Source organism: Pseudomonas sp. BW16M2 (assembly GCF_014268865.1).
GTDB classification, from domain to species: Bacteria; Pseudomonadota; Gammaproteobacteria; order Pseudomonadales; family Pseudomonadaceae; genus Aquipseudomonas; species Aquipseudomonas peradeniyensis.
Genome location: NZ_JABWRI010000002.1, coordinates 178,371 through 202,091 on the forward strand (window position 1 = coordinate 178,371; position 23,721 = coordinate 202,091).

19 protein-coding genes, 1 pseudogene and 1 riboswitch are annotated in these 23,721 nt (G+C 65.9%); of the genes and pseudogenes, 5 read left to right on the plus strand and 15 right to left on the minus strand.

Going from position 1 to position 23,721, the window contains the following annotated elements; translation table 11 throughout:
• Nucleotides 1–3: 3 nt before the first annotated feature.
• Nucleotides 4–1,974, minus strand: a complete 1,971-nt coding sequence (locus tag HU735_RS03795; RefSeq protein ID WP_186712468.1) for a TonB-dependent receptor — start codon at nucleotides 1,972–1,974, stop codon at nucleotides 4–6.
• Nucleotides 1,975–2,063: 89 nt separating this feature from the next.
• A riboswitch (cobalamin riboswitch) is annotated at nucleotides 2,064–2,268 on the minus strand.
• 142 nt (nucleotides 2,269–2,410) lie between these two features.
• On the opposite strand from HU735_RS03795, the gene HU735_RS03800 reads away from it, so the two are divergent.
• The 3 genes from HU735_RS03800 (at nucleotide 2,411) to HU735_RS03810 (ending at nucleotide 6,485) form a co-directional block, all read left to right on the plus strand.
• A complete protein-coding gene (locus HU735_RS03800; protein ID WP_186712469.1) occupies nucleotides 2,411–2,800 on the plus strand; it encodes a DUF2946 family protein in 390 nt (129 codons plus the stop codon).
• Nucleotides 2,801–2,871: 71 nt separating this feature from the next.
• A complete protein-coding gene (locus HU735_RS03805; protein WP_186712470.1) occupies nucleotides 2,872–5,025 on the plus strand; it encodes a TonB-dependent receptor in 2,154 nt (717 codons plus the stop codon).
• A gap of 5 nt (nucleotides 5,026–5,030) precedes the next feature.
• On the plus strand, nucleotides 5,031–6,485 hold the full coding sequence (locus HU735_RS03810; protein WP_238349749.1) for a PepSY domain-containing protein: 1,455 nt from the start codon (nucleotides 5,031–5,033) through the stop codon (nucleotides 6,483–6,485).
• A 164-nt stretch (nucleotides 6,486–6,649) separates the two neighbouring features.
• Here HU735_RS03810 and ykgO read toward each other — a convergent pair whose 3' ends face one another.
• Entirely contained in the window at nucleotides 6,650–6,796 is a 147-nt protein-coding gene (gene ykgO / locus HU735_RS03815; protein WP_023632134.1) for a type B 50S ribosomal protein L36, read from the minus strand.
• 137 nt (nucleotides 6,797–6,933) lie between these two features.
• On the opposite strand from ykgO, the gene HU735_RS03820 reads away from it, so the two are divergent.
• Nucleotides 6,934–9,024, plus strand: coding sequence for a TonB-dependent siderophore receptor (locus HU735_RS03820; protein ID WP_186712472.1), 2,091 nt, complete (start codon nucleotides 6,934–6,936; stop codon nucleotides 9,022–9,024).
• Between the two features lie 7 nt (nucleotides 9,025–9,031).
• Here the strand turns inward: HU735_RS03820 and HU735_RS03825 are convergent, their stop codons facing one another.
• The 10 genes from HU735_RS03825 to HU735_RS03870 form a co-directional block, all read right to left on the minus strand.
• Entirely contained in the window at nucleotides 9,032–9,874 is an 843-nt protein-coding gene (locus HU735_RS03825) for a metal ABC transporter permease (RefSeq protein ID WP_186712473.1), read from the minus strand.
• Entirely contained in the window at nucleotides 9,871–10,731 is an 861-nt protein-coding gene (locus tag HU735_RS03830) for a metal ABC transporter permease (protein WP_186712474.1), read from the minus strand. Before HU735_RS03830 ends, HU735_RS03825 begins: the two co-directional genes overlap by 4 nt.
• Nucleotides 10,728–11,609 carry a manganese/iron ABC transporter ATP-binding protein gene (locus HU735_RS03835; RefSeq protein WP_186712475.1) on the minus strand — a complete coding sequence of 294 codons (882 nt, stop codon included), beginning with the start codon at nucleotides 11,607–11,609 and terminating at the stop codon, nucleotides 10,728–10,730. Before HU735_RS03835 ends, HU735_RS03830 begins: the two co-directional genes overlap by 4 nt.
• Complete coding sequence (locus HU735_RS03840) at nucleotides 11,606–12,529, minus strand: metal ABC transporter substrate-binding protein (protein ID WP_186712476.1); 924 nt, start codon at nucleotides 12,527–12,529, stop codon at nucleotides 11,606–11,608. The genes HU735_RS03835 and HU735_RS03840 overlap by 4 nt, the downstream gene beginning before the upstream one ends.
• A gap of 157 nt (nucleotides 12,530–12,686) precedes the next feature.
• Nucleotides 12,687–13,022 (minus strand): DUF3325 domain-containing protein, encoded by a 336-nt coding sequence (locus tag HU735_RS03845; protein ID WP_186712477.1) that lies wholly within the window; start codon nucleotides 13,020–13,022, stop codon nucleotides 12,687–12,689.
• Between the two features lies 1 nt (nucleotide 13,023).
• Entirely contained in the window at nucleotides 13,024–14,553 is a 1,530-nt protein-coding gene (locus HU735_RS03850) for a PepSY-associated TM helix domain-containing protein (protein ID WP_186712478.1), read from the minus strand.
• Entirely contained in the window at nucleotides 14,550–14,810 is a 261-nt protein-coding gene (locus HU735_RS03855) for a DUF3649 domain-containing protein (RefSeq protein ID WP_186712552.1), read from the minus strand. The genes HU735_RS03850 and HU735_RS03855 overlap by 4 nt, the downstream gene beginning before the upstream one ends.
• Before the next feature lie 144 nt (nucleotides 14,811–14,954).
• Nucleotides 14,955–17,174 carry a TonB-dependent siderophore receptor gene (locus tag HU735_RS03860; RefSeq protein ID WP_186712479.1) on the minus strand — a complete coding sequence of 740 codons (2,220 nt, stop codon included), beginning with the start codon at nucleotides 17,172–17,174 and terminating at the stop codon, nucleotides 14,955–14,957.
• A gap of 137 nt (nucleotides 17,175–17,311) precedes the next feature.
• Nucleotides 17,312–18,649, minus strand: a complete 1,338-nt coding sequence (locus HU735_RS03865) for a sensor histidine kinase (protein WP_186712480.1) — start codon at nucleotides 18,647–18,649, stop codon at nucleotides 17,312–17,314.
• The gene (locus tag HU735_RS03870) at nucleotides 18,646–19,371 is read right to left on the minus strand and encodes a response regulator transcription factor (protein WP_186712481.1); all 726 of its coding nucleotides are present in this window, start codon (nucleotides 19,369–19,371) and stop codon (nucleotides 18,646–18,648) included. Before HU735_RS03870 ends, HU735_RS03865 begins: the two co-directional genes overlap by 4 nt.
• Before the next feature lie 244 nt (nucleotides 19,372–19,615).
• Between HU735_RS03870 and mrdA the strand changes: the two genes are divergently transcribed.
• Entirely contained in the window at nucleotides 19,616–21,502 is a 1,887-nt protein-coding gene (gene mrdA / locus HU735_RS03875; protein WP_186712482.1) for a penicillin-binding protein 2, read from the plus strand.
• 535 nt (nucleotides 21,503–22,037) lie between these two features.
• Here mrdA and HU735_RS27000 read toward each other — a convergent pair.
• From HU735_RS27000 to HU735_RS03890, 3 genes and pseudogenes are all read right to left on the minus strand, one after another.
• Nucleotides 22,038–22,280: pseudogene (locus tag HU735_RS27000) on the minus strand (RHS repeat-associated core domain-containing protein); the annotation flags it as partial.
• A gap of 272 nt (nucleotides 22,281–22,552) precedes the next feature.
• Nucleotides 22,553–23,272 carry an alpha/beta fold hydrolase gene (locus HU735_RS03885; protein ID WP_186712484.1) on the minus strand — a complete coding sequence of 240 codons (720 nt, stop codon included), beginning with the start codon at nucleotides 23,270–23,272 and terminating at the stop codon, nucleotides 22,553–22,555.
• A gap of 4 nt (nucleotides 23,273–23,276) precedes the next feature.
• Nucleotides 23,277–23,498 (minus strand): MbtH family protein, encoded by a 222-nt coding sequence (locus HU735_RS03890; protein WP_003256222.1) that lies wholly within the window; start codon nucleotides 23,496–23,498, stop codon nucleotides 23,277–23,279.
• Nucleotides 23,499–23,721 lie beyond the last annotated feature (223 nt).

Consider the following 23,721-nt stretch of genomic DNA (forward strand, 5'->3'; position numbering starts at 1 on the left):
CCCTCAGAAGGTGTAGGTGTACCGCAGTTCGCTGGTGAACGGCCGTCCGAGGTTGTCGACGTTGCTCGCCCGGCTGGTGACATAGTCGCGGTCGAACAGGTTCTCCACCAGCAGGCTCAGCCGGTGCTGGCGGGCACCGTCCAGGTAGCGGTAGGCATCGGCGTCGACCACCGAGTAGTGGCCGTAGTCGACGCCCTTGGAGCTGACCACGTCGCGAATGTAGCGAATGGCCCCTCCGGCACCCCACATGCGGTCCGCCGACTCGTAGCCGAGCCGCGAGCGGGCGAAGAAACTCGGCACGTCGTTGATCGTCGCCCCGGTGCGCGACTCGGTGAGGTTGCGGGTCATATCGGCCTGCAGGCTCCATTGGTCGTCGAGCTGGATACGTGCATCGGCCTCGAAACCACGCATCTGCACCTGGCCCTGTCCGTTCACCCACTGGCTGCCGTCCAGGGTGATCAGGTCGGTGATCTTGCGTCGGAACACGGTGACGCTGGCGCTGAATTCACGTTCCAGCAGCAGGCCGTGGTAGTCCAGGCCAAGCTCGGCATTGCGGCTCTTCTCGGGCTTGAGGTCGCGGTTGCCGATCTCGTCGCCGGGCTCGTTGACGAACAGCTGCTCGGCGTTGGGCAGCTTGTAGGCGCTGCCGTACTGACCACGCAGCTGCCAGTTGTCGTTCAGGTCGTACAGCGAGGTGAGCATCCCCACCGTGGCGCTGTCGCCGCCGCTCATGGCCTCGTGGCGCACGCCAAGGCTCGGGTGCCAGTTCGGCAGGGCCTCGATCCTGGGCCGCAGCTGGGCATACAGCGCATTGGCCTGGGCCTTGTTGTCGTCGATCACCAGTACGTCGTCCTGGCCCTTGAACCACTGGTTGTCAGAACCGAACACCAGCACATGGCCGCCGTCGAGCTCGGCCTTGCCCTCGGCCTGCACGCCCCAGTCGGTGAAGCCCCAGTAGTCGTTGTGGTTGACCACGTTGCGGCTGCCATCTTCACGGTTGTTGATGCGGGTGTAGCGGGTGTCCCAGTCGTTGACGTGGCCCTTGATGAAGTAGCTCAGGCGCTCGTTGAGGTGCTGCTCGAAGGTGGCGGTGGCGATCTGCTGCACGCGGTCGTTGGTGGTCTTGTAGTTGTTCACCGGCCGGGCGAAATCGAGGTTGGCGTCGGTGTACTGGTAGAACAGCTCCAGCCGCGCATCGTCACCGAAGGCCTGGATCGCCTTGCCGCCGAAAGTGGTCACCTCATAGCCGCGTTTCTTGTCGCTGACGTTGCCGCTGTAGTCACGATTGCGAAACGGTTGGTAGCCGTCGGAGACGTTGTGGCTGACATAGGCCAGCAAGCCCAGGTCGCCGAAGCCGTTGCTGAGGATCCGCTCGACGCGGGCGTCCTTGCTGTTGCCGGCGAAGCTGTCCACGCCCAGGTTGACCTCGCCCGAGGCCTCGCGGCTCTTTGGGCTGCGGGTAACGATATTGATCACCCCTGCCACGGCCTGGGTACCGAACAACAGGCTCTGGCCGCCCTTGAGCACCTCGATGCGCTCCACCGCGTTGGCCGGCAGGGTGTCCAGGTACAGGCCGCCGTACAGGCGGTTGTTCAGGCGCACGCCGTCGAGCAGGATCAGGGTATCGTCGTTGCGCCCACCCAGCAGCGAGTAGGTGCCGTAGTCGAACGGGCCGTTTTTCGGCGCGACGTAGAAGCCGGGGATGAACATCTGCATCACCCGGGTGATGTCGGCAGCGGGGCCGGCGCGCTCGATCTGCTCGCGGCTGACGATCTCGACCTTGCTGCCGTACTGGGCCATGGCGGCGACCGTGGTCGACTCCACCGACGGCGCGGCGACGATCTGCTGGTCGAGGATCAGGGGGGTGTTTTCGGCCAGCGCCACGGGGCTGGCCAGACAGCCCAGGAACAAGGTCCGAGCCGTGGGGAAACAACGTCGAAAGTGAAAACGTCGGGAGTGAATCACAGCAATCATGCTCTTCTCGAAAGTGACTTTCGCAGAAGCACGCAAGAGCACGGATCGCGCACACGCCAATACCGGCCCATGCCCGCCCACCGCAGGAGTTTGCCTACAACATTTCAGGCCGGTCTCCGGGCTCGCAAGACAAGACGCCTTCACCTTCCCATGGCGCATTGGCCACAGTGGTCTGTCGAAGGCATCACTTGCATACCGTTGCGGGGGCAGCACCGGACTGGCTCTAGGAGCGTACCGGTTTCCCGTTTCACCCCATGCACGGCGGCATGGGACACCTGAAATCGGTCGGCATCTGAACACCTGGGGCCGAGAGGCGTCAAGCCAGCCTGGTGAATCGATTCGAATGTTTTTTATCGGCCGAACACTCTAGGCAGATGTTTCAAACGCTGTAGAATCCGCACGCCGAACCTATTCTCATTTCCTTCGAGCTTTGCCGATGAAGCTGGCCCGCCACACACGATCGCAAGTCGCCTGGGTGCTGTATTTCAGCATTCTGTTCGGCTCGTTGCTGTGCGCCATGGGCCATGGACAGATGGCAGGCTTACGCCTGGCCGGCCTGGATGATGCCGCCTGGTGCGCGGCCGACAGCAGCGGCGTGTTCAAGGGCGACCAGGACGTCACCGACCCGGTGCTGCCCGCCGGCGGCGACTGCGTGATCGCCAGCCTGTTCAGCGCCACCTTGCTGGCGGTGTTCTTCGGCCTACTGGCCCTGCTCGCCGGGGAGTCGAGCACACCCTTACCCAGACAACCTGCGCCGCCCCTGCCCAAGCAGCGCTGGCCACTGGTCAATCCGCGCGCCTCCCCCGCCTCGCTTCTCGCGTTCTGACATCGCCACGCCCGAGTACTGCCTGATCGGCAGCGGGCGTGCGCCCACCGATTTCAGCCAGGAAGCCTTGCATGTTCCGCATGACCACTTTGGCGCTGCTCGTTGGCAGCGCAACCTGCGCCTGGGCGCAGGATGACACCCTGACCCTGCCCGCCAGCAACGTCACGGCCACCGCCGACCAACCCAAAGAAGCCACCACCCTGGACCTCGACCGGCCTATCGAAAGCGGCTCGCGGCTCAACCTCAGCGCCCGCGAAAACCCGGCCTCGGTCAGCGTCGCCGACCGCAAGACCATGGAGCGCATCGGCGCGCGCAACTTCCAGGACGCCGCCAACGCCCTGCCCGGGGTCAACGCCTCGGCACCGCCCGGCTGGGGCGGCTACGTATCGTATCGCGGCTTCAACGGCGCCCAGGTCAGCCAGTTGTTCAACGGCATCAACCTGCAATACGGCGCCACGGCGCGTCCGGTTGGCGCATGGATCTACGACCGCGTCGAACTGCTCGGCGGCCCCTCATCGTTCCTCAACGGCAGCGGCGCCGTCGGCGGCAGCCTGAACATGATCACCAAACTGGCGAGCCGCGACGAGGACACCTTCGAAGGCCGCGTCAGCTACGGCCGCTACGACACGATGGAAACCTCGGTCGGCTTCAACAAGGCGCTCAACAGCGGCGACGGCCCGCGCCACTACGCGCGGCTCGACTACAGCCGCACCAGCACCAATGGCTACATCGACCGCCAGGAAAACGGTGCCGGCAACCTGGCCTTCTCGCTGCTCAGCGACATCAACGAACAGCTGTCGCACACCCTGGCCATCGAGTACCTGGAAGAGAAAGAAGACAGCCCGTACTGGGGCACGCCGGTGCTGCAGCCGGCGGTCGGCACCCTGCACATCGACAAGCACAATCGCTTCAACAACTACAACGTCGAGGACGGCCGCTACGAGCAGCGCACCCGCTGGCTGCGCTCGATCACCGACTACCGCATCGACGACAGCAACCAGCTGCGCAACACCTTCTACCACTACAACGGCCAGCGCGATTACCGCAACCTCGAGGTGTACCGCTACAACGCCGGCAACACCAACATCGCCCGCTCCGGCGGCTACCGCCAGAGCCACGACCAGGAGGTCAACGGCAACCGCGTCGAACTGACCCACCAGGGCCAGCTGTTCGGCCTGGCCAGCGACTGGGCGTTCGGCGTGGACTACAGCCGCAACCAGCAGACCACCTACCCGCTGTCCAAGGGCGCCTTCGACACCATCGATCCGAACGGTTTCCAGCCCGGCCACTTCCTCGACATCCCCGGCATGGACGCGCCGCGCGCCAAGGGCCGCAGCACCACCACCGACACCACCGCGGGCTTCGTCGAGAACCGCACCCGCCTGACCGACCAACTGTCGCTGATCACCGCGCTGCGCTACGACCATATCGACTTCGACGTGGTCGACCACGTGAGCAGGGCCAAGCTGGACCGGCGCTGGGACGCCTTCACCGGGCGCCTGGGCCTGGTCTACGAGCTGACGCCCAATGTCAGCCTGTATACCCAGTACAGCACCTCGGCCGAGCCGCCGGGAGGCTCGCTCACCGGCGCCTCGCTCAGCCAGGTCGGCGACTTCGACCTGAGCACCGGCCGCCAGGTGGAAGTGGGCAGCAAGTTCGACTTTCTCGACGGGCGCGGTTCGGCCACCGCGGCGGCCTATCGCATCGTGCGCAAGAACATCTCAGTGCCCTCCTCGACCGTGCCCAACACCACCGAGCAGGCGGGCCAGCAGACCTCCACCGGCATCGAGCTGGCGGCCTCGTTCAAGGTCACGCCCAAGCTGCTGGCGGCGGGCAACTTCAGCTGGGTCAACGCTGAGTACGACGAATTCAACGAGACCATCGGCGGCGTGGTGTACTCGCGCAAGGGCAAGAACCCGGTGAACATTCCCGACCGGGTCGCCAATCTGTGGCTGACCTATGACCTGGCGCCGGGCTGGCAGGTCGGCGCCGATGCCCGCTATGTGTCGTCGGTATACGCCAATACCGCCAACACCGCCTGGGTGCCGTCCTACACCGTGTACGGACTGTCGATGACCCACGACCTGGACAAGCACGTGCAAGTCAGCGCCCGCCTGCGCAACCTCACTGACGAGGTCTACGCCCGCTTCATCCACCAGACCAACACCCAGTACTACCTGGGTGAGCCGCGCAGCCTGGAAGTCGCTGTGCAGTGGCGCTACTGATGAGCCTGAAACGCCAGCTGTACCTGTGGCACCGCTGGCTGGGCATCGTCGCCTGCCTGTTCATGGCGCTGTGGTTCGTCTCCGGGGTGGTCATGCTGTATGTCGGCTACCCCAAGCTGACCCCGGCCGAGCGCCTGGCCCACCTGCCGGCATTGCCGGCGGGTTGCTGCGCCGAGTTGCCGGCGCAGTGGGCGCAGCAGCCGTTGAATGCGCTGCGTCTGACCAGCCTGGGCGGGCGGGCGCACTACCTGCTGGAACTGGCCGACGGGCGCCGCGTCACCCTCGACGCCGCCAGCGGCGCGCCCCTGGCTCACGCCGATGCCGCCTGGGCCCTGGCCAATGCCCGGCAGTACGCCGGTGACGCGGCGCTGGCCTACCAGGGCACGGTGGACGAGGACATGTGGACCCATTCCCGGGCCCTGGACGGCGACCGGCCCCTGCACCGGGTGCAGGTGGACGATGCCGCTGGCACCTGGCTGTACCTGTCCGGGCGCAGCGGTGAAGTGGTGCGCGACGCCACCGCGCAGGAGCGCGCCTGGAACTGGGTCGGTGCCTGGCTGCACTGGCTCTATCCCTTGCGTGGCGGGTTCGGCTTCGACAACGGTTGGCGCACGCTGGTGATCGGCCTGTCCGTGCTCGGCACGCTGATGGCGATCCTGGGCATGGCGGTGGGCATCCTGCGCCTGCGGCTGCGCACGCGCTACCGCAGCGGTTCGCGCAGTCCCTACCCCGGCGGCTGGCTGCGTTGGCACCACATCGGCGGGCTACTGTTCGGCGGGGTGCTGGTGCTGTGGGTGTTCAGCGGCCTGATGTCGATGCGCCCCTGGGGCCTGACCGACAGCCGTTCGCAGATCGCCCTGCAACCCGGCCCGCTGCGCGCCGTCGACCTCAAGCTGCCGGTCGCCACCGCGTTGGCGCGGTTGCGCCAGGAGGCAGGTTTCAACACCGTCGAGTTGCAGTGGCAGCGCTTGGCCAAGGTCACCTACCTGGTGGCACGTAATGCCAATGGCGACAGTCGCATCCTCGAAGACGGCGCGCCGCCGGCCCGGGCGTTTGCCCGACAGCGGTTGCTGGCGGCCGCGCAGGCCATGGCCCCGGGCATTGCAGTGCAAGACGACTGGCAGACCGCCTACGACTTCCACTACTTCGCCCGCGACCCGCAGAGCATGTACGGCTTCCAGTCCCGCCCATTGCCCGTGCTGCGCCTGCGCTTCGATGACCCGGCCGCTACCTGGGCCTACCTGGACCCGGCCAGCGGCATGCTGGTGGCAAGCCATGACCGGACGCAACGGACCGGGCGCTGGTTGTTCAACTTGCTGCACAGCTGGGACTGGCAGCCGCTGCTGGCGCGGCCGCTGCTGCGGGAAGGGCTGATCATCGTCCTGAGTAGCGGTGGGTTGGTGATTGCCCTCAGCGGTGTGGTACTGGGTTGGCGGCGTTTGCGCAGGACGCTCCGGTAGCGTCTGCATCGAGCATGCAGCATTCTCGGCGGGCTCTCGTGGGAGCGGGCTTGCCCCGCGATGGTTGTATGGCACCGGCTTTGCCGGTGATCGCGGGTCAAGTCGCATCGGCGCACCGCCGCTCCCACGCTGATAACGCCTACAACTCTTGACGGAGCCGCCTGCTACCCCCGCTTCTTCTTCACCCCGCCCTGCCTGGCCTTGAACCGCGGGTTGGACTTGCAGATCACATAGATCCGGCCACGACGCTTGACCACCTGGCAATCACGATGACGGCGCTTGGCCTGCTTGAGTGAGGACAGTACTTGCATGGGAACCTCCAGTTACGTAATAACATTACATTAACGCGAATCATTCCCATCTGACAATCACTCTTTGAACCACTCCTCCCTATGGCGTCGGCGCCACCAATGATGTTACGTTATTACATATTAATTGGAGATCCCTCGTGAACCCTCGCGCACCGCTTCTGGCCGGCCTCACCCTGGGCCTGTTCGGCCAACCCCTCTCGGCAGCCCAACCCCTGCTGCTGGAGGAAACCTCGATCACCGACGCCTACCTAGAAGAACGCGCCGACGGCCCGGTCAAAGGCTACCGCGCCACCCGCTCGGCCACCGCCACCCGTACCGACAGCGATATCCGCGACACTCCGCAGAGCATCCAGGTGGTACCGGCCCAGGTGATCAAGGACCTCAACACCACCCGCATCGACCGTGCCCTGGACTTTGCCGGCGGCGTGTCGCGGCAGAACAACTTCGGCGGCCTGACCTTCCTCAACTACAGCGTGCGCGGCTTCACCACCGGCGAGCTGTACAAGAACGGCTTTGCCATCAACCGCGGCAGCTACAGTTCCCCGGACACCTCCAGCATCGAGCGCATCGAAGTGCTCAAGGGCCCGGCCGCCAGCCTCTACGGCCGTGGCGACCCTGGCGGTCTGGTCAATATCGTCAGCAAGCGTCCCCAGGCCGAGGCCTTCAGCACCCTCAGCCTGAGCGCGGGCAGCTGGGACCGCTACCGCACCGCCCTGGATGCCAACTCGCCCCTGGACAGCGAAGGCAACCTGCTGGGCCGGATCAACCTGGCTGTCGAGGACAATGGCAGTTTCCGCGATCACGTAGACAGTGAACGACGCATCGTCAGCCCGTCGCTGAGCTGGCAGCTGTCGCCGGACACCCGCGTGATGCTCGATGCCGAATTCTCGCGTACCGAATCGGTGTTCGACCGGGGCATTCCGGCGGTCAACGGCCAGATGGGTTCGGTACCGCGCTCGGCCTTCATGGGCGAACCCAACGACGGCAGGATCCGCAACGACAACCAGACCCTCGACCTGGCGCTGGAGCACTTCCTCAACGACGACTGGAAGCTGCGCCTGGCCAACCACTACACCCAGGGCACGCTCAAGGGCAACAGCTCAGAGCCCCAGGCCCTGGTCGGCAACACCCTCACCCGCTTCTACCGCGAGCGCGACTTCGAGTGGAACGACAACATCACCCAGGCCGAGCTGCACGGCCAGTTCCAGCTGCTCGGCTGGCAGCACCAGAGCCTGATCGGGCTTGAATACGAAAACTACCGCAACAGCCAGAAATACCCGCAAAGCGCGACCTCGGCGGGCTATGGCCTGGACATCTACAACCCGGTGTACGGCAAGCCCAAGCCGGCGCTTACACGGGCCAACGACTTCTTCGAACGCACCGAAAGCCATGCCCTCAACCTGCAGGACCAGATCGCCTTCACCGAGCGCCTGCGCGGCCTGCTCGGTGTGCGCCTGGAACGTATCGAACAGACTGCGCAGAACCGCTCCACCGGGGTCAGCAACAGCCAGGCGAAGGATGTCGCCACGCCGCGCGTAGGGCTGCTGTACCAGCTGACACCGCAGGTCGGCGTGTTCGCCAACGCCTCGACGTCGTTCAAGCCCAATACCATTGGCACCCAGGGCCAGGTCTACAAGCCTGAAAAAGGCCTGGGTTATGAGACCGGACTGAAGCTCGACCTGCTCGACAACCGTTTGGGCGCGACCATCGCGCTGTTCCATATCGACAAGGAGAACGTCATCACCACCGACGCGCTCGGCGAGAGCGTGGCCGCCGGCAAGGCGCGCAGCCAGGGCCTGGACCTGCAGTTCAGCGGCCAACTGACCGACGCGGTACGGGTGATCGGTGCCTATGCCTACATCGATGCCGAGGTCACCAAGGGCGACGCGGCCCTGCCCAAGGGCAGCGACCTGCTCGGCATCGCCCGCAACAGCGGCAGCGTGATGGGCGTTTACGAGTTCCAGGACGGCGCCCTGCGCGGCTCGGACGTCGGCGCTGCGTTCAACTATGTCGGCGAGCGCTCCGGCCAGGCCGGCAGCCACTTCACCCTGGACGCCTACAGCACGGTCGACCTGCTGGCGCACTACAAGGCCAGCGAACAGGTCACCGTGGGGCTGAACCTCAACAACCTGTTCGATCGCAAGTACTACGAACGCTCGTACAACAGTTCGTGGGTGCTGCCGGGGGAGCCGCGCAACTTCAGTTTGAGCCTGACGCTCAGTCTCTGAGCGCCGGTCATGTAGCCATGGGTGATCCGGACCTGCGTCCAAACGCCTGGCAGGCCAGCACCAGCACAAACACCCCGGCAAAGGCCATGACGATGGTCGGCGCCGGGGCGCTGTCGAGGTAGAACGAGCTGTACACGCCCACGAACGAACAGCCGATGGCGACCAGTAACGACAGCCACAACATGTGCCGGAACTGGCGCGTCAGCAGTGCGGCGATGGCCCCTGGGGCAATCAGCAAGGCGATCGCCAGGATCACCCCCGAGGCCTTCAGCGCCCCGACCACCGCCAACGAGATCAGGCACAGCAGGCCATAGTGCAGCCAGCCGCTGCGCAGGCCGACCGCATGCGCCTGCACCGCATCGAAAGTGTGCAGCATCAGGTCTTTCCACTTGGTGGCGATGACCAGCGCCGTGAGCACGGCGATGCCCGCGCACAGCCACAGGTCCTGGGGGCCGGCGCCGAGGATGTCGCCGAACAGGATATGGTCCAGGTGCACATCGGACTGGATCTTCAGGTACAGCACCAGCCCCAGGCCGAACATGCCCGAATAGACGATGCCCATCACCGTGTCCTGCTTGATGCGGCTGTTCTCCTTGAGGTACCCCGTGGCCACCGCGCAGAACATGCCGGCCAGGAATGCCCCGATGGCGTAGGGAATCTGCACGATGTAAGCGATCACCACGCCGGGGAACACCGCGTGGGCGATAGCGTCACCCAGCAACGCCCAGCCCTTGAGCACCAGGAAGCACGACAGCAGCGCCATGGGGATGGCGATCAGCACGGCGATGGCCATGGCGTTGACCATGAAATCGAAGCGCAAGGGTTCCAGCAGCAGGTCGGTCACGGTCATGGCTGCACCTCCAGTGCCTGGCGCCGACGACGGCGCGCGGCCAGCAGCCCGTGCTTGCGGGCGAAGACGAACACCAGCAGGAAGATCAGCGTCTGCAGCACGACGATCACGCCGCCGGTGGCGCCGTCGAGGTAGTAGCTCAGATAGGTGCCGGTCAGGCTGGTCAGGGCGCCGATGGCAACCGCGATGGCCAGCAACCGGGGAAAGCGGTCGCTGAGCAGGTAGGCCGTGGCGCCGGGGGTGATGACCATGCAGATCACCAGGAATGCCCCCACCGTCTGCAGCGCGGCCACGGTCGAGGCCGACAGCAAGGCAAAGAACAGCAGCTTGAGCGCGTTCGGGCGAATGCCGACTGCGCGGGCCTGCTGCTCGTCGAAGAAGGTCAGCATCAGGTCGCGCCACTTGGCCAGCAGCACCGCCAGGGTGACCAGGCCGATGATCGCCAGCTGCAGGGTGTCGCCCGGGGTGATCGCCAGGATGTTGCCGAGGACGATGGTCTGGATGTTCACCGAGGTCGGCGACAGCGAGACCATGAACAGGCCCAGGCCGAAGAACGAGGTGAAGATCATGCCGATCACCACATCTTCCTTGAGCCGCGTGCGCCGCTGCAGGAACAGCAGCGCCGCCGAGGCCAGCCCGCCGGCGAAGAACGCGCCGAGGGAAAATGGTAGACCGATCATGTAGGCGCCAGCCACCCCCGGCACGATGGCGTGGGACAGCGCATCGCCGATCAGCGACCAGCCCTTGAGCATCAGGTAGCAGGACAGGAACGCGCAGACCCCGCCGACCAGGGTCGAGACCCACAGGGCATTGCGCATGTAGCCGTAGGCAAATGGCTCGAGCAGCAGTTCGATCATGTGTCGGCCTCGCTGTCGCTGCCCGGCTCGCGACGCGCCGGCAGGCCGTTGCGCAGGATCAGCGGCCGCTCGTCGTCGCTGAACACGCTGACCGGTGGTTGCTGCGACGGATCGCCCGGCAGCAGCGCGAAGTGGCGCAGCACCCCGCCGAAGGCGCGTTCGAGGTTGTCGCGGGTGTAGACCTCGTCGGTCGGCCCGTGGGCCAGCACGGTGCGCTTGATCAACACCACCCGGTCGCAGAACTCCGGCACCGAGCCGAGGTTGTGGGTCGACACCAGCATGATCCGCCCTTCGCCGCGCAGCTCGCGCAGCAGCTGGATGATCTGGTCCTCGGTCTTCACATCGACCCCGGTGAATGGCTCGTCGAGCAGGATCACCCGGCTGTCCTGGGCCAGGGCGCGGGCGAGGAACACGCGCTTGCGCTGGCCGCCGGACAGTTCGCCAATCTGCCGTTTGCGCAAGGCCTGCATGTCGACCCGGCACAGCGCCGCGTCCACCGCCTCGTGATCGGCGCGCCGGGGGATGCGCAGCGGGCCCATGTGCCCGTAGCGCCCCATCATCACCACGTCCTCGACCAGCACCGGAAAGTCCCAGTCCACTTCCTCGGCCTGGGGCACGTAGGCCGTGCACTTGCGCCGCAGGGCGCGCTCTGCCGGCAGGCCCAGCACGCTGATACGCCCGGCGGCCAGGCGCACCAGGCCCATGATGGCCTTGAACAGGGTCGACTTGCCCGAACCGTTGATGCCCACCAGCGCGGTGATCGAGCCCATCGGCAGTTCGAAGCTGGCGTCGTGCAGCGCGGTATGACCGTTGCGGTAGGTCACGGTGGCGCCCTGGACGACGATGCCGCTCTCCAGGGCCTGGTTGTGCTGGTTCATTGGCTGCCTGCCTGGCCGAGGCCCTGGATGATGGTGTCGGTGGTCACCCGCAGCAGGTCGAGGTAGGTCGGCACCGGCCCGTCCTGGGCGCTCAGGGAGTCGACGTAGAGCACGCCGCCATAGTGCGCGCCGGTTTCCCGGGCCACCTGGCGGGCCGGCTTGTCGGACACCGTGCTTTCACTGAATACCGCCGGGATGTGGTGCGCCCTGACCGCGTCGATGACCGTGCGCACCTGGTTCGGCGTGCCCTGCTGGTCGGCGTTGATCGGCCACAGGTAAAGCTCCTTCAGGCCGAAGTCGCGGGCCAGGTAGGAGAACGCGCCTTCGCTGCTGACCAGCCAGCGCCGGTCGGCGGGAATCTGTTCGAGACGGTCGCGCAACGGCGCGATGGTCGCCTCGATACGCGCCTTGTAGGCCTCGGCATTGCGCTGGTAGGCCTGGGCGTTGACCGGGTCGTGGCGCACCAGGGCGTCGCGGATGTTGTCGACGTAGACCAGGGCGTTGCGCGGCGACATCCACGCGTGCGGATTGGGCTTGCCGCTGTAGGGACCGGCGACGATGCCCATCGGCTCGATGCCGTCGGACACCACCACGCCCGGCACCTGTTGCAGGCGCTGGAAGAACTTCTCGAACCACAGCTCCAGGTTCAGGCCGTTCCACAGGATCAGCTGCGCCCCCTGGGCGCGACGCAGGTCGCCGGGGGTCGGCGAATAATTGTGGATCTCGGCGCCGGGCTTGGTGATCGACTCGACCACCGCAGCATCACCCGCCACGTTGCGAGCCATGTCGGCAATGATGGTGAAGGTGGTGACCACCTTGAACTTTTCCGCCGCGCCCACGGGCAGCGCCAGCAGCAAGGTGGCGAACAGTGCGCCTGCCAGGCGCCAGGGGCGGGATTGGGACCTGCTTCTATCGAACATCCGTCACTTCCACTTCGAGTCGGAGGAAACGGCTAAGGCACGGAACGGCGGCCGATCTTGTGCGCAGCCCCAGGTCGTGCGGCGTGGGTCATGCGGTCGGCTCTGCCTTGTCGAGTATGGAGAGCCGCCACACGGATGGCAAATGCGCCGACAGGCGTCACCCTGCCAGCGTCGCCAGCGCCAGTACTGGCCACCCCGCCACAGCCGTCCCGATCGCCAGCCGCGGCTGGTAAGGCAGCACCAGCACCAGCGCCAACCCCGCCAGCGAGACCAGGCCAAGCCCGCCGATCGGCCCCATGGCCCAGCCCCAGGCCGCGACGCTGGCGGCGAAGCTGGCCGCCAGCGCCAACCAGCCCGATCCCCGTAGCGCCCGACGCAGCGACAACGATGGCGGCAGTCCCCAGACCTGTTTGTAGTGCCGCTCCAGCCCCAGGCACAGGGCGATCATGCCGCTGTACGCAAACCACAGTCCCGTGGCTATCGCCAGACCCATTTCAGTTGACCTCCGTACGGACACGCAGCGCACGCTCCGGCGCTGGCTGCCCGATTTTCCAGGCACACGCGGCCAGCAGGCCGCCGATCACCAGGGTGGTGACCTCCAGGGGGATGTAGTCGCCGCGATTGACCGTGACCACGTTCAGCAACGGCAACCCCAGGCACAGCGCCGCCGCCAGCCCGAGCTGCTCCTGCCAGGCCCGTAACCAGGGGCGCAGGCAGGCGTGCAGCAAGGTCGCCAGCCAGATCAGGAAGAACACCCGCACTTCCCAGCCGCCGCGCTGCGCCAGCTCGAGCGGCAACAGGCGGTTGGCCCACAACAGGCCGACGCAGGCCAGCGCCAGGCCGGCCACCACACTGACGTTGATGCGCTCGGCGCCGATATACAGCGCGGCGCCCAACGCCCCTTCGCCGTCATGCCGGCGTCGACGCTTTACGGTGAACAGCACCAGCCCCGTGGCGATCATCGCGCAGCTGGCCAGGCCGCAGACGAAGTACAGCCAGCGCATCGGGTAGCCGCCGAACTGGGCGAAATGCATGCCCGCCAGCACCCGTTGCGTGAGCAGGCTCGGGCGGCTCTCGGCGGGCGCCCGCAATACCTTGCCGGTCACACCATCGAAGACCATGCTCTGGCCCTTGGTCAGCTCGATGCGATTGCCCAGCAGCGGGCGCACCTCGATCCGCGCATCGCCGCGCCCCGGGTTGTGGATCGACAGGCTGGCCAACGGCCCCAGCACGCGCTCGGCCTCGGCCAGCAGCGGCGGCAACGCCGCCAACGGCGCCGGCCCAGCAACCTCCTGAGGTGGCTGGCGCCCCTGGCCGGCATACTGTTCGGGCATGCCGCGCAGGGCGCGATTGATTGCCTCGCGATCCCCGCCGAACAGCGCATCGGAGGCCGCTGGCATGTAGATCAGGTAGAAGATCACCAGGCCCGTGTAGGTGATCATCAGGTGGAACGGCAGCACCAGCACCCCCGTGGCATTGTGCGCGTCCAGCCACGAGCGCTGGCCTTTGGCCGGGCGGAAGGTGAAGAACTCCTTGAAGAATTTCTTGTGGATGACGATGCCGCTAAGCAGTGCCGCCAGCATCGCCATCGCCGCCAGGCCCACCACCCAGATGCCGAGCAGGCGCGGCAGGTTGAGGGTGAAATGGAAGCGGAAGAAGAAGCCGCCACCGGCCGTTTCACGCACCTGCAGCGGCTCGCCGGTTTCCGGGTCCAGCGCCTGTCCGCCGCCGCGACGCTGCTCACCGGTGGACACGCTGAGGGTGGGTGCGCGTTCGTTGGGCAGGCCGATGTTCCAGGTGCGGGCGTGCGGGTGACGGGCCTGCAGGTAGTCCAGCGCGGTCTGCGCCGCCTCGCGGCTACCCAGGCTGTGCGCCGGGATTTCCGGACGCAGCCAGTTGTCGATCTCCTTGTCGAACACCGCCAGGGTGCCGGTGAGGAAGATGGCGAACAGCACCCAGCCGAATAGCAGCCCGCTCCAGGTGTGCAGCCATGACAGGGATTGGGTGATGGTTTTCTGCTTCATCCCAGGCGCTCCAGCAGTTGCGGCCAGAAGCCGATCAGCGCCAGCGGCACTCCAAGCGCCAGGCCAGCCCAGGCGCGGGTGGCGCTGCGGCAGGCGAAGGCCCAGAGGATCGCGCCGGTGTAGACGGCGAACGACAGCACGGTGGCGACGATCAGGGCATCCGCCGGTTGCAGCGGCAGCAGCCGCGCCAGCGCGGCGGTGAAGGCGTAGGTGAAGGCATAGCCGCCGAGCACGGCGGCGACGATGCGCGAGAACATGGGCCAGGAGAGATTCACGGTTTGCAGTCCTTGGGGGCGCGTTGCGCCCCTTTCGCGGCGCAAGGCCGCTCCTACAGAGGGACGTGATCTCCTGCAGGAACGCACCTTGTGCCGCGAAAGGGCTGCGCAGCAGCCCCGCTTTCATCAGAACGAGGTGGTCACCGACGCATAGAACGCGCGTCCCGGCTCGTTGTAGGTGGCGGCGCCGGCGCTGGTCCCCGCTCCTTCGCGGTACACGCGCTTGTCGAACAGGTTGCTGATGCCGGCGCCGAACGACAGGTTCTTGTTCAGCGCGTATGTGCCACCGATGCCCCAGACGTGGTACGGATCAAGGGTCTTCAGCTCGTTCTGCGCCGTGACGCTGACCTCGCGGGTCGGGTTGAACTGGCGCGGCTCCTGCTTGCCGTAGTAGGTGCCGGTCAGGCTCAGCGACAGGGCTTCGGTCACCTGCCAGTCGAGCATGGTGTTGACGGTGTACTCCGGCACCACCGACAGCGGGTTGCCGTCGCTGTCTTCGTTGGCGTCCATGTAGGTGAAGTTGGTGTTCCAGCTCAGCACCTCGCCGGCCTCGCCCAGCAGCGGCACGCCGATGCTGCCTTCCCAGCCCTTGACCACGGCGTCCTGGGCGTTGTCCCAGCGCAGGATCGCCTCGTTGGTGGCGGTGCGCCCGGTCACGTCGTTGGCCGAGACGATCTTGTTGTCGTAGTCGTTGCGGAAGTAGGTCAGGCTGGCGCTCCAGCCATCGCGGGCGAAGCTCACCCCCAGTTCCTTGTTGACGCTGATCTCCGGGTCGAGGTCGGCGTTGCCCAGCACGTAGCAACCATTCGAGCTGAGGCTCGGCGCACAGCCGTTGCCGTTGCTGCGGTACAGGTAGTTGGGGTTGGACTGGTACAGGTTCGGTGCCTTGAACGCCCGGGCGATACCGGCCTTGAGGGTGACGTCCTCGGTGAGCTTGTACGAGGTGTTCAGGCTCGGGCTCCAGTTGGCGCCGAACTGGTCATGGTGGTCCAGGCGCAGGCCTGGGGTGAGGAACCAGTTCGGCGTCAGCTCGATATTGTCCTCGGCGTAGACGGCCATGATGGTGGCGTCCATGTCGGTGGGCCGCGCCCCGGCAGCGGAGGTCGGCAGCGTGGTGCCCACGGCGCGGTTCAAGGTGCTGGGGTCGTCGAGTTCCTGGTAGTTCCACTCGGCGCCGAGAGTAAGGGTTTGTGGACGCAGCAGATCCAGCGGCAGGTCCAGCTGGCCCTGGACCAGGTAGCTGTCGTAGGTGCTGGTGGCTTTCTCGTTGCCACTGATATCGCCGTCGACGCTGCCGGTCATGCCTTCGAGCAGGCGGTTGTTGCGGGTCTTCTCGTACTGCGCCAGTACCCGGGAGGTGCCGAAATCCCAGTCACCGCGATGGGTAATCGAGAAGTCCTGGCGGTACATGGTATTGGTCTCGCGACCGAGCCAGCCGTTGATGGTGCTGCCCGGCACCAGCGAGTCGGTGCCGCCGGTGCCGACGTCGCCAGCGTAGATATTGCCCTGGCGACTGAAGCCGGTCTCGAAATCGATCGTCTGCTGGTTGTCCAGCGCCCAGCTCACCAGGGCGTTGATGTCCTTGTTGCGCACGCCCTCGCGGCCGGCGGCCAGGGACGAGCCGCTGGCGGTATCGGTATGGCCCTGGTTGATGTCGGCGTCGTCGGCGTCGGTCTTGTTCAGGTTGCCGTACAAGCGGAAGGTCAGCGACTCGGTCAGCGGGCCGGCGAGGCTGAAGGTGGTGCGTTTGGTCATGCCCTCGGCATCGTCCTCGGGCAGGTTGGTGAAGGCGGTGATGCTGCCGGTCATTTCCTGGGTCGGGCGCTTGGTGATGATGTTCACCACCCCGCCCATGGAACCCGAGCCATAGCGGGCCGCCGCCGGGCCTCGGAGCACCTCGATGCTCTCGACCTGGTCGGCCGGCACCCAGTTGCTGTCGCCGCGGGTGTCGCGCTCGCCGGCACGGGTGTAGCGCACCGCGTTACGCGAGGTCACCGGTTTGCCGTCGATCAGGATCAGAGTGTTTTCCGGGCCCATGCCGCGCAGGTCGATCTGCCGGTTGTTGCCCCGCGAGCCACTGGCGCCGTTGCCGGTCAGGTTGACCCCGGGCATCTTGCGAATGATCTCGGACAGGTCGTTGACCGGCGGACGCTTCTTGATGTCCTCGGCGCTGATGATCGAGACGCCCGATGCCTGTTTCAGCTCCTGCTCGGCGGTGGCCACCACGTGGGTGTCGCTCAGTTCAAGCACCTCGTTGCCCTGGCTGCCGGTGGCGGCCCACAGGGTCGCGGGCGACGCCGCCAGCAGGGCCAGGCAGAGATGGTTGAGCTTGAATCGGGGCTGCATCGGGACACTCCTTGCGCGTTGGGAACGGTCCGGGCAAGGAGCGAGCGGGAGCACGACGATCCGACTCGCCCCAGGGCCGGCACGGGACGAGAACGAATGCTATATATTCTCATTTGAGAGTAAATCTATTTTACAATCTATACATTTCTCAGCCGCAGGCTCACCCGCAGGCCCGGTGAGCGGTTCTGCGCCCAGACCTCTCCGCCCTGCAACTGCGTGACGCTGCGGGCAATCGACAGCCCGAGGCCAAAGCCATCGCCCCCCGGACGCGCGGCATTGAGCCGGGTAAAGGGCTGGAAGATGCTTTCCAGGTGCTGCGGCTCGACGCCGGGGCCCTGGTCTTCGATCCACAGCAACCAGGTATCACCCTCGCAACGGCCGCCCAAGGTCACGACGCCGCCTGACGGCGAGTGGCGCACGGCATTGCGTAGCAGGTTTTCCAGGGTCTGGGCCAGGCTGTTGAGGTGGCCGAGCACCGTGCAGCCGGCAGGCAGCGCATTGCGCAGCTGTTCGGCCGGCCAGCCGGTCTCGTAGCAGACGTCATCGCACAGCACTTCCCATAGCCGGGCCACATCCACCGGCGCCAGCGGCAGGAGCGGCCGCTCGGTGTCCAGCCAGACCAGCTCCAGGGTGTCGTTGATCAGCCGCTCCATGCCCTGCACTTCGCGCTCCAGGCGCTGACGCAAGGCCTGGTTGTCCTGCTCGCGCTCGCCGCTGACACGCAGGCGGCTCAAGGGGGTGCGCAGCTCGTGGGACAGGTCGCGCAGCAAGCGGCGCTGGAATGCCACGGTATTTTCCAGGCGACCGGCCATGTGATCGAAGGCCCCCGCCAGTTCACCCAGTTCGTCGCGACGCCGGGTGAGTTGCCCGCCGACCCGCGCGGACAGGTCGCCGGCGCTCAGGGCGATGGCCTGGCGCCGCAGCACGCCCAGCGGCGCGATGACCCGGCGGTACAGCAGCACGCCCAGACCCAGTGCCAGGGCGGCTGGCAGCACCCGCTCCAGCAAGGCCTGCCACAGGTGGTTGTACTTGCGCGGATTGAGCCGCGCCGGCAGGTCCATCACCAACTGGGCCTCGCCGCGGCTGAACGGCACGTAGAACGTCGGCGTGCCGCCGGGCCGCCCCACCGACCAGTCCAGCGAGCGCATGAAGCTGAGTTTTTTACGCTCTCGCCCGCGCAACGGCCGCGACGACAACGACACGCCATGCGGCCCGACCACCGCCGCCCACACGCCCTCCTGCGCCGTCAACGTGTCGAGAAAGGCATCCACGCCCGGCTCGCCGCCCTCCTCCCAGGCCTGCTCGGCCTGTCGCGCGTAATCGGACAGCGTGTTGCGCGCCGTGCTACCGAGGGTCGAGGTGGCCATGTCCAGGCGTTGGCTGACATCCACATGCAGGCTGATGATCAGCAGGCTGAGCAAGGCGATGCCGCCGAGCAGCGTCCAGAACAGCGAGTGGCGATCCGGCAGCCTCATGGGAGCACGCGCTTGAGCATGTAGCCAACGCCGCGCACGGTCTCCACCCTGGCCGCGGCGTAGCCGATCGACTGCAATTTGCGGCGCAGGTGACTGACATGCATGTCCAGGCTGCGGTCATGGATCGAATAGGCGCGGTTCAGCGCCTGCTGGTAGAGGAAGGTCTTGCTCAGCGCTTCGTCCTGGGCATGCAGCAGGGTCTCGAGGATGCGGTACTCGCAGCCGGTCAGCCCGGCCCAGCACTGGTCGTGGCAGACATCGCCGCGCAGCGGGTCGAAGGTCAGGCCCAGGGCACTGCCCAGGTCCTGATGGCTGACCGGGCCTTGGCGCTCGTAGGCGATCCGGCGCAGCAGGGCATCGATGCGCACATCCATCTCCGCCATGCTGAAGGGCTTGGCCAGGTAGTCGTCGGCGCCCTGGCTGTAACCGACGATACGGTCCTGCTCGGCGCCCAGCGCCGACATCAGGATCACCGGCACGCGCTGGCGGCGGCGCAGCTCGATCAGCATGTCCAGGCCATTGCTGTCCGGCAGCAGGATATCCAGCAGGATCAGGTCGAAGCCGCCCTCGCGCAGCAGCTGTGGCACATCGCCGGCGCCGTGGCGCACGGTGACCGCGAAGCCGCGCTCGCCCAGGTGGCTGCCGATATGGGCGGACAGGACGGGATCGTCCTCGATGGCGAGGATGCGCACCGGGGCATGGGAAGCGAGAGCCGACTGCATGGATTACCTTGCGAATGATAATGATTGCTTATCGCGTATTCTGACAAATCCCATCCCTTCGCCACAAATCCGATCGTTCCCAGCGCCGTGCCAGCGTTCCATGAAGGAAACTTCATATTTGCCGCCAGGCCCCTGGACGCGGGGCCGACCGGCGTTGCATGGGGACCGCGCGACGGGGCTCGCCTTGAGCCCCCCTGCCCGCCCGCGTAGCATCGCGGCCCCATTGCGTGACACCACGAAGCCCATGCCCCAGCCCATTCCCCTCAAGGACCACGAAAAGGAAAAGCACCTGGTCAACCGCCGGTTGCTGGCCTGCGCCCTGCTGGTGATGAGCCTGGTGGCGGTGCTGGTGGGCCGGCTCTACGTCCTGCAAGTGTTGCAGCATGACCAACAGAGCGCGGTGTCGGAGAACAACCGCGTGCACGTGCTGCCGATCCCGCCCGAGCGCGGCCTGATCTATGACCGCAACGGCGTGGTGCTGGCCGACAACAAGCCCAGCTTCAACCTGACCATGACCCGCGAACGGGCCGGCGACCCGGCGCAGGTGCTCGACAGCCTGGCGCAGATCCTCGGTCTGTCCGAGGACGACCGCCACCAGTTCGACAAGGACCTGCGCCGTGGACGCAAGCCGTTCGAGCCGGTGACCCTGCTGGTGGGCCTGAGCGAAGAGCAGATCGCCCTGATCGCGGTCAACCAGTTCCGCCTGCCGGGGCTGGAGGTCGAGCCGCAGTTCATCCGCGAATACCCGCTGGCCGAGCACTTCGCCCATTCGGTGGGCTATGTCGGGCGCATCAATGAAAAGGAAGCCAAGACCCTCGACAGCACTGCCTACCGCGGCACCCAATCGATTGGCAAGACCGGCATCGAGCGCTTCTACGAAAACGAGCTACACGGCCAGGTGGGCTACGAAGAAGTCGAGACCAACGCCCAGGGCCGGGTGATGCGTGTGCTCAACCACCACGACCCGGTGCCGGGCAAGGACATCGTGCTGAGCCTCGACGCCCACCTGCAGCAGGCCGCCGAGAAGGCCCTGGGCGATCGGCGTGGCGCGGTGGTGGTGCTCGACCCGGCCAACGGCGACGTGCTGGCGATGGTCAGCAACCCGGCCTTCGACCCCAACCTGTTCGTCAAGGGCATCAGCTACAGGCAGTACGCCGCCCTGCGCGACTCCATCGACCGGCCGCTGTTCAACCGCGTGCTGCGCGGGCTGTACGCTCCCGGCTCGACGGTCAAGCCCGAGGTGGCCATCGCCGGCCTCGACAGCGGCGTGATCAACCCCGCCAGCCGGGTCTTCGACCCCGGCTACTACGAGCTGCCCAACTACGACCACAAGTACCGCAACTGGAACCGCACGGGCGATGGCTGGGTGGACATGTACACGGCGATCATGCGCTCCAACGACACCTACTTCTACGACCTCGCACACAAGCTGGGCATCGACCGCCTGCACGACTACATGGCCGAGTTCGGCCTGGGCCAGAAGGTCTCGCTGGACATGTTCGAGGAAGCCCCCGGGCTGATGCCGTCACAGGCCTGGAAGCGCGCCACCCGGCGCCAGGCCTGGTTCCCCGGCGAGACGCTGATCCTCGGCATCGGCCAGGGCTACATGCAGGTCACCCCGCTGCAACTGGCCCAGGCCACCAGCCTCTTGGCCAGCAAGGGCGCCTGGCACCGCCCGCACCTGGCGCTGACCATCGGCGGCCAGGCAACGGTCGACCCCAACCCGATGCCGGATATCGTGCTGCACGACCGGCACGCCTGGGACCAGGTCAGCCAGGGCATGCAGATGGTCATGCACGACCCGCGCGGTATCGCCCGCGCCGCCGCCGCCGGCGCGCAGTACCGCATCGCCGGCAAGAGCGGCACGGCGCAGGTGGTGGCGATCAAGCAGGGCGAACGCTACAACCGCGACAAGACCCTCGAGCGCCATCGCGACAACGCCCTGTTCGTCGGCTTCGCCCCGGCCGAGCACCCGGCGATGGTGGTGGCGGTGATGATCGAGAACGGCGAGGCCGGTGGTCGGGTGGCCGGGCCGGTGGTGCGGGAGGTGATGGATGCGTATCTGCTGGATGAGCAAGGGCATTTGAAGGCGCAGTATGCGGGGATGGTCAAGGCTGTTCCGCATACATAGGGCCGTGCCTGAATCAAGGCTTGGATACTTGGCGGAAAGTGATAGAAAGCGGTGAGACGAAGCGTTGCCCGCGCTGCGCACCGTGAATGACTCCCTTCGCTGATATTAGATATAGACCTCAGCTTTCCCTGACCAGCGGGTTGTTATCCTGCACAAAATTCACGTTTCTATTTTCGCGATCAGCCGCTTGTTTATATAGGTTTGCGCCCATCTTTACTATTTCCTTGGCCCGGTTGGTCAAGGCATCCAGAGCGCCTTCGCTATCAGTCCCCTCCCTAGCTATCGTTTCCCTGTGGTCAGCTAATTCCTGCATTTCCTTTACGTGGAACCCGAGGACATAGATGGGTTTGCCGTCACCGGACTCGAACACATAAAGGTTTTCCACGTGCGAGGTAGATACTTTAGGTTTGGCCTCAAGCTCGAAATTCTTGGTATTTCCAGGCCGACTCCAGATCTGTTGTTGGGTCGGGGCAGGATCTCCACCAGGAACTGGACCTCTGCGGTGGTAGATCTCGACTTTGATCCTGTATGTACCTTTATGTCCTGATGGATCGACAGCGTTCACTGGATCATCGCTGCAGTAAACGTAAGCGTTTGGGCCTCCCTCGCCAAAAGGACTCAGGCTGTCAGGTGACAAGAAGCGCATCAACACCGGGCTGTATGCCCGGTAGCCATTACCAAGCAGATAACCTCCGGTCTTCAGATCTTGCAATTGACCATTGAACCCCAACACCGAGGGCAGTTCATTGGCGACGGGCCGGAACCCGAATGCTGTGTAGGGAGTTGGGGGGCTGGCCTGTACTGCGTGCTGACGCAGTACCGAGCCATGCTGGTCGCTTGCCAGCAATGCAGTATTCGAGGTGATGGTTGAGTCCGACATGAAAACTCCTGAACGAGTTGTCTATCCGTATGACTCTGCGTGCAACACAACAGGCCTGCAACTGGCAAAAATATCAGGCCTGGTCGCCGGAGAACCAGCGACCAACCCAACGCAGGGAAAACAGCTAAGCCACGTTTGAAACGGCGCTACAACGCGACGGCAACCACCGCTCAGGCACAGAGCCGCAGCGGCTCCAGGGTCCGACAGAGTACGTCGAGCACCCGGTCTTCCTGCTCATGGATGAAGAAATGCCCACCGGGGAATTTCGCCAGCGAATGCTCCCCCACGGTCTCCCGTCCCCAGGCCTGCAACTGTTCGTCACTGGCGCGATCATCCTCGCCGGCTAGCACGTGCAGCGGGCATTGCAACGGCTGGCGCTGTTGGTAGGCGTAGCGGCCACAGAGCAGGAAGTCGGCCTGCACGATCGGCAGGGTCAGGCTCATCAGCTCCTGGTTGGCCAGTACTTCTTCGGGGGTGCCGCCCAGCTTGCGCAGTTCGGCGATCAGCTCGGCGTCGCCACGGGGTTCGGTCCACTTGCCGCCGGCGTAGTCCTCGCGGCGGGTCGGCGCCGCGGTACCACTGGCGAACAACGCCAGCGGCGGTGGACAGCCCAGCGCACGCAGCTCGTGGGCCAGCTCGAAGGCGACCAGCGCCCCCAGGCTGTGCCCGAGCAGGGCGTAGGGTGCCTGGGTGGCAGCGCGCTGCTCATGGGCCAGCTGCCGGGCCAGGCCGCGCAGGTCGGTGTGCAGGTCATCGCCCATGCGCGCGCCGCGACCGGGCAGCTCCACCGGGCGCACCTGCAACCAGGCCGGCAGCTTGCGCCGCCAGCGGCTGTAGACCATGGCGCTGGCGCCGGAGTACGGCAGGCACAGCAGGTTCAGGCTCGACACCGGCTTACTGCGCCGCTGCTTCGGCCATCTTCTGGCGCAGGCTCAGTGGGCGCATGTCGGTCCAGACCTCATCGATGTAGGCCAGGCAGTCCTTCTTCAGGCCGCTCTTGCCCACCGCGCGCCAGCCGTTGGGGATCGCCTTGTAGTCGGGCCAGATGGAATACTGCTCTTCGTGGTTGACCACTACCTGGAACTGGATATCGTCGCGGTCGAAAACGGAAGTCATTGCCTGTCTCCTTGAATGATGAGTGCCGAACGCGCCGGGCGCAGGGCGGCTTCCATGAAAACGAAGGACGCTTGGGGAAAATTAGGGGCGCTCGACGATAGCATTGCGGGGCGCTCGAGATCGAGCGCCGCCGGCGCGGCGCATCGCGGATAAATCCGCTCCTACATCCATTGCAACGTGGCCATGCCTGACAGGCAATGGTTGTACAGCATGAAGGACCGGC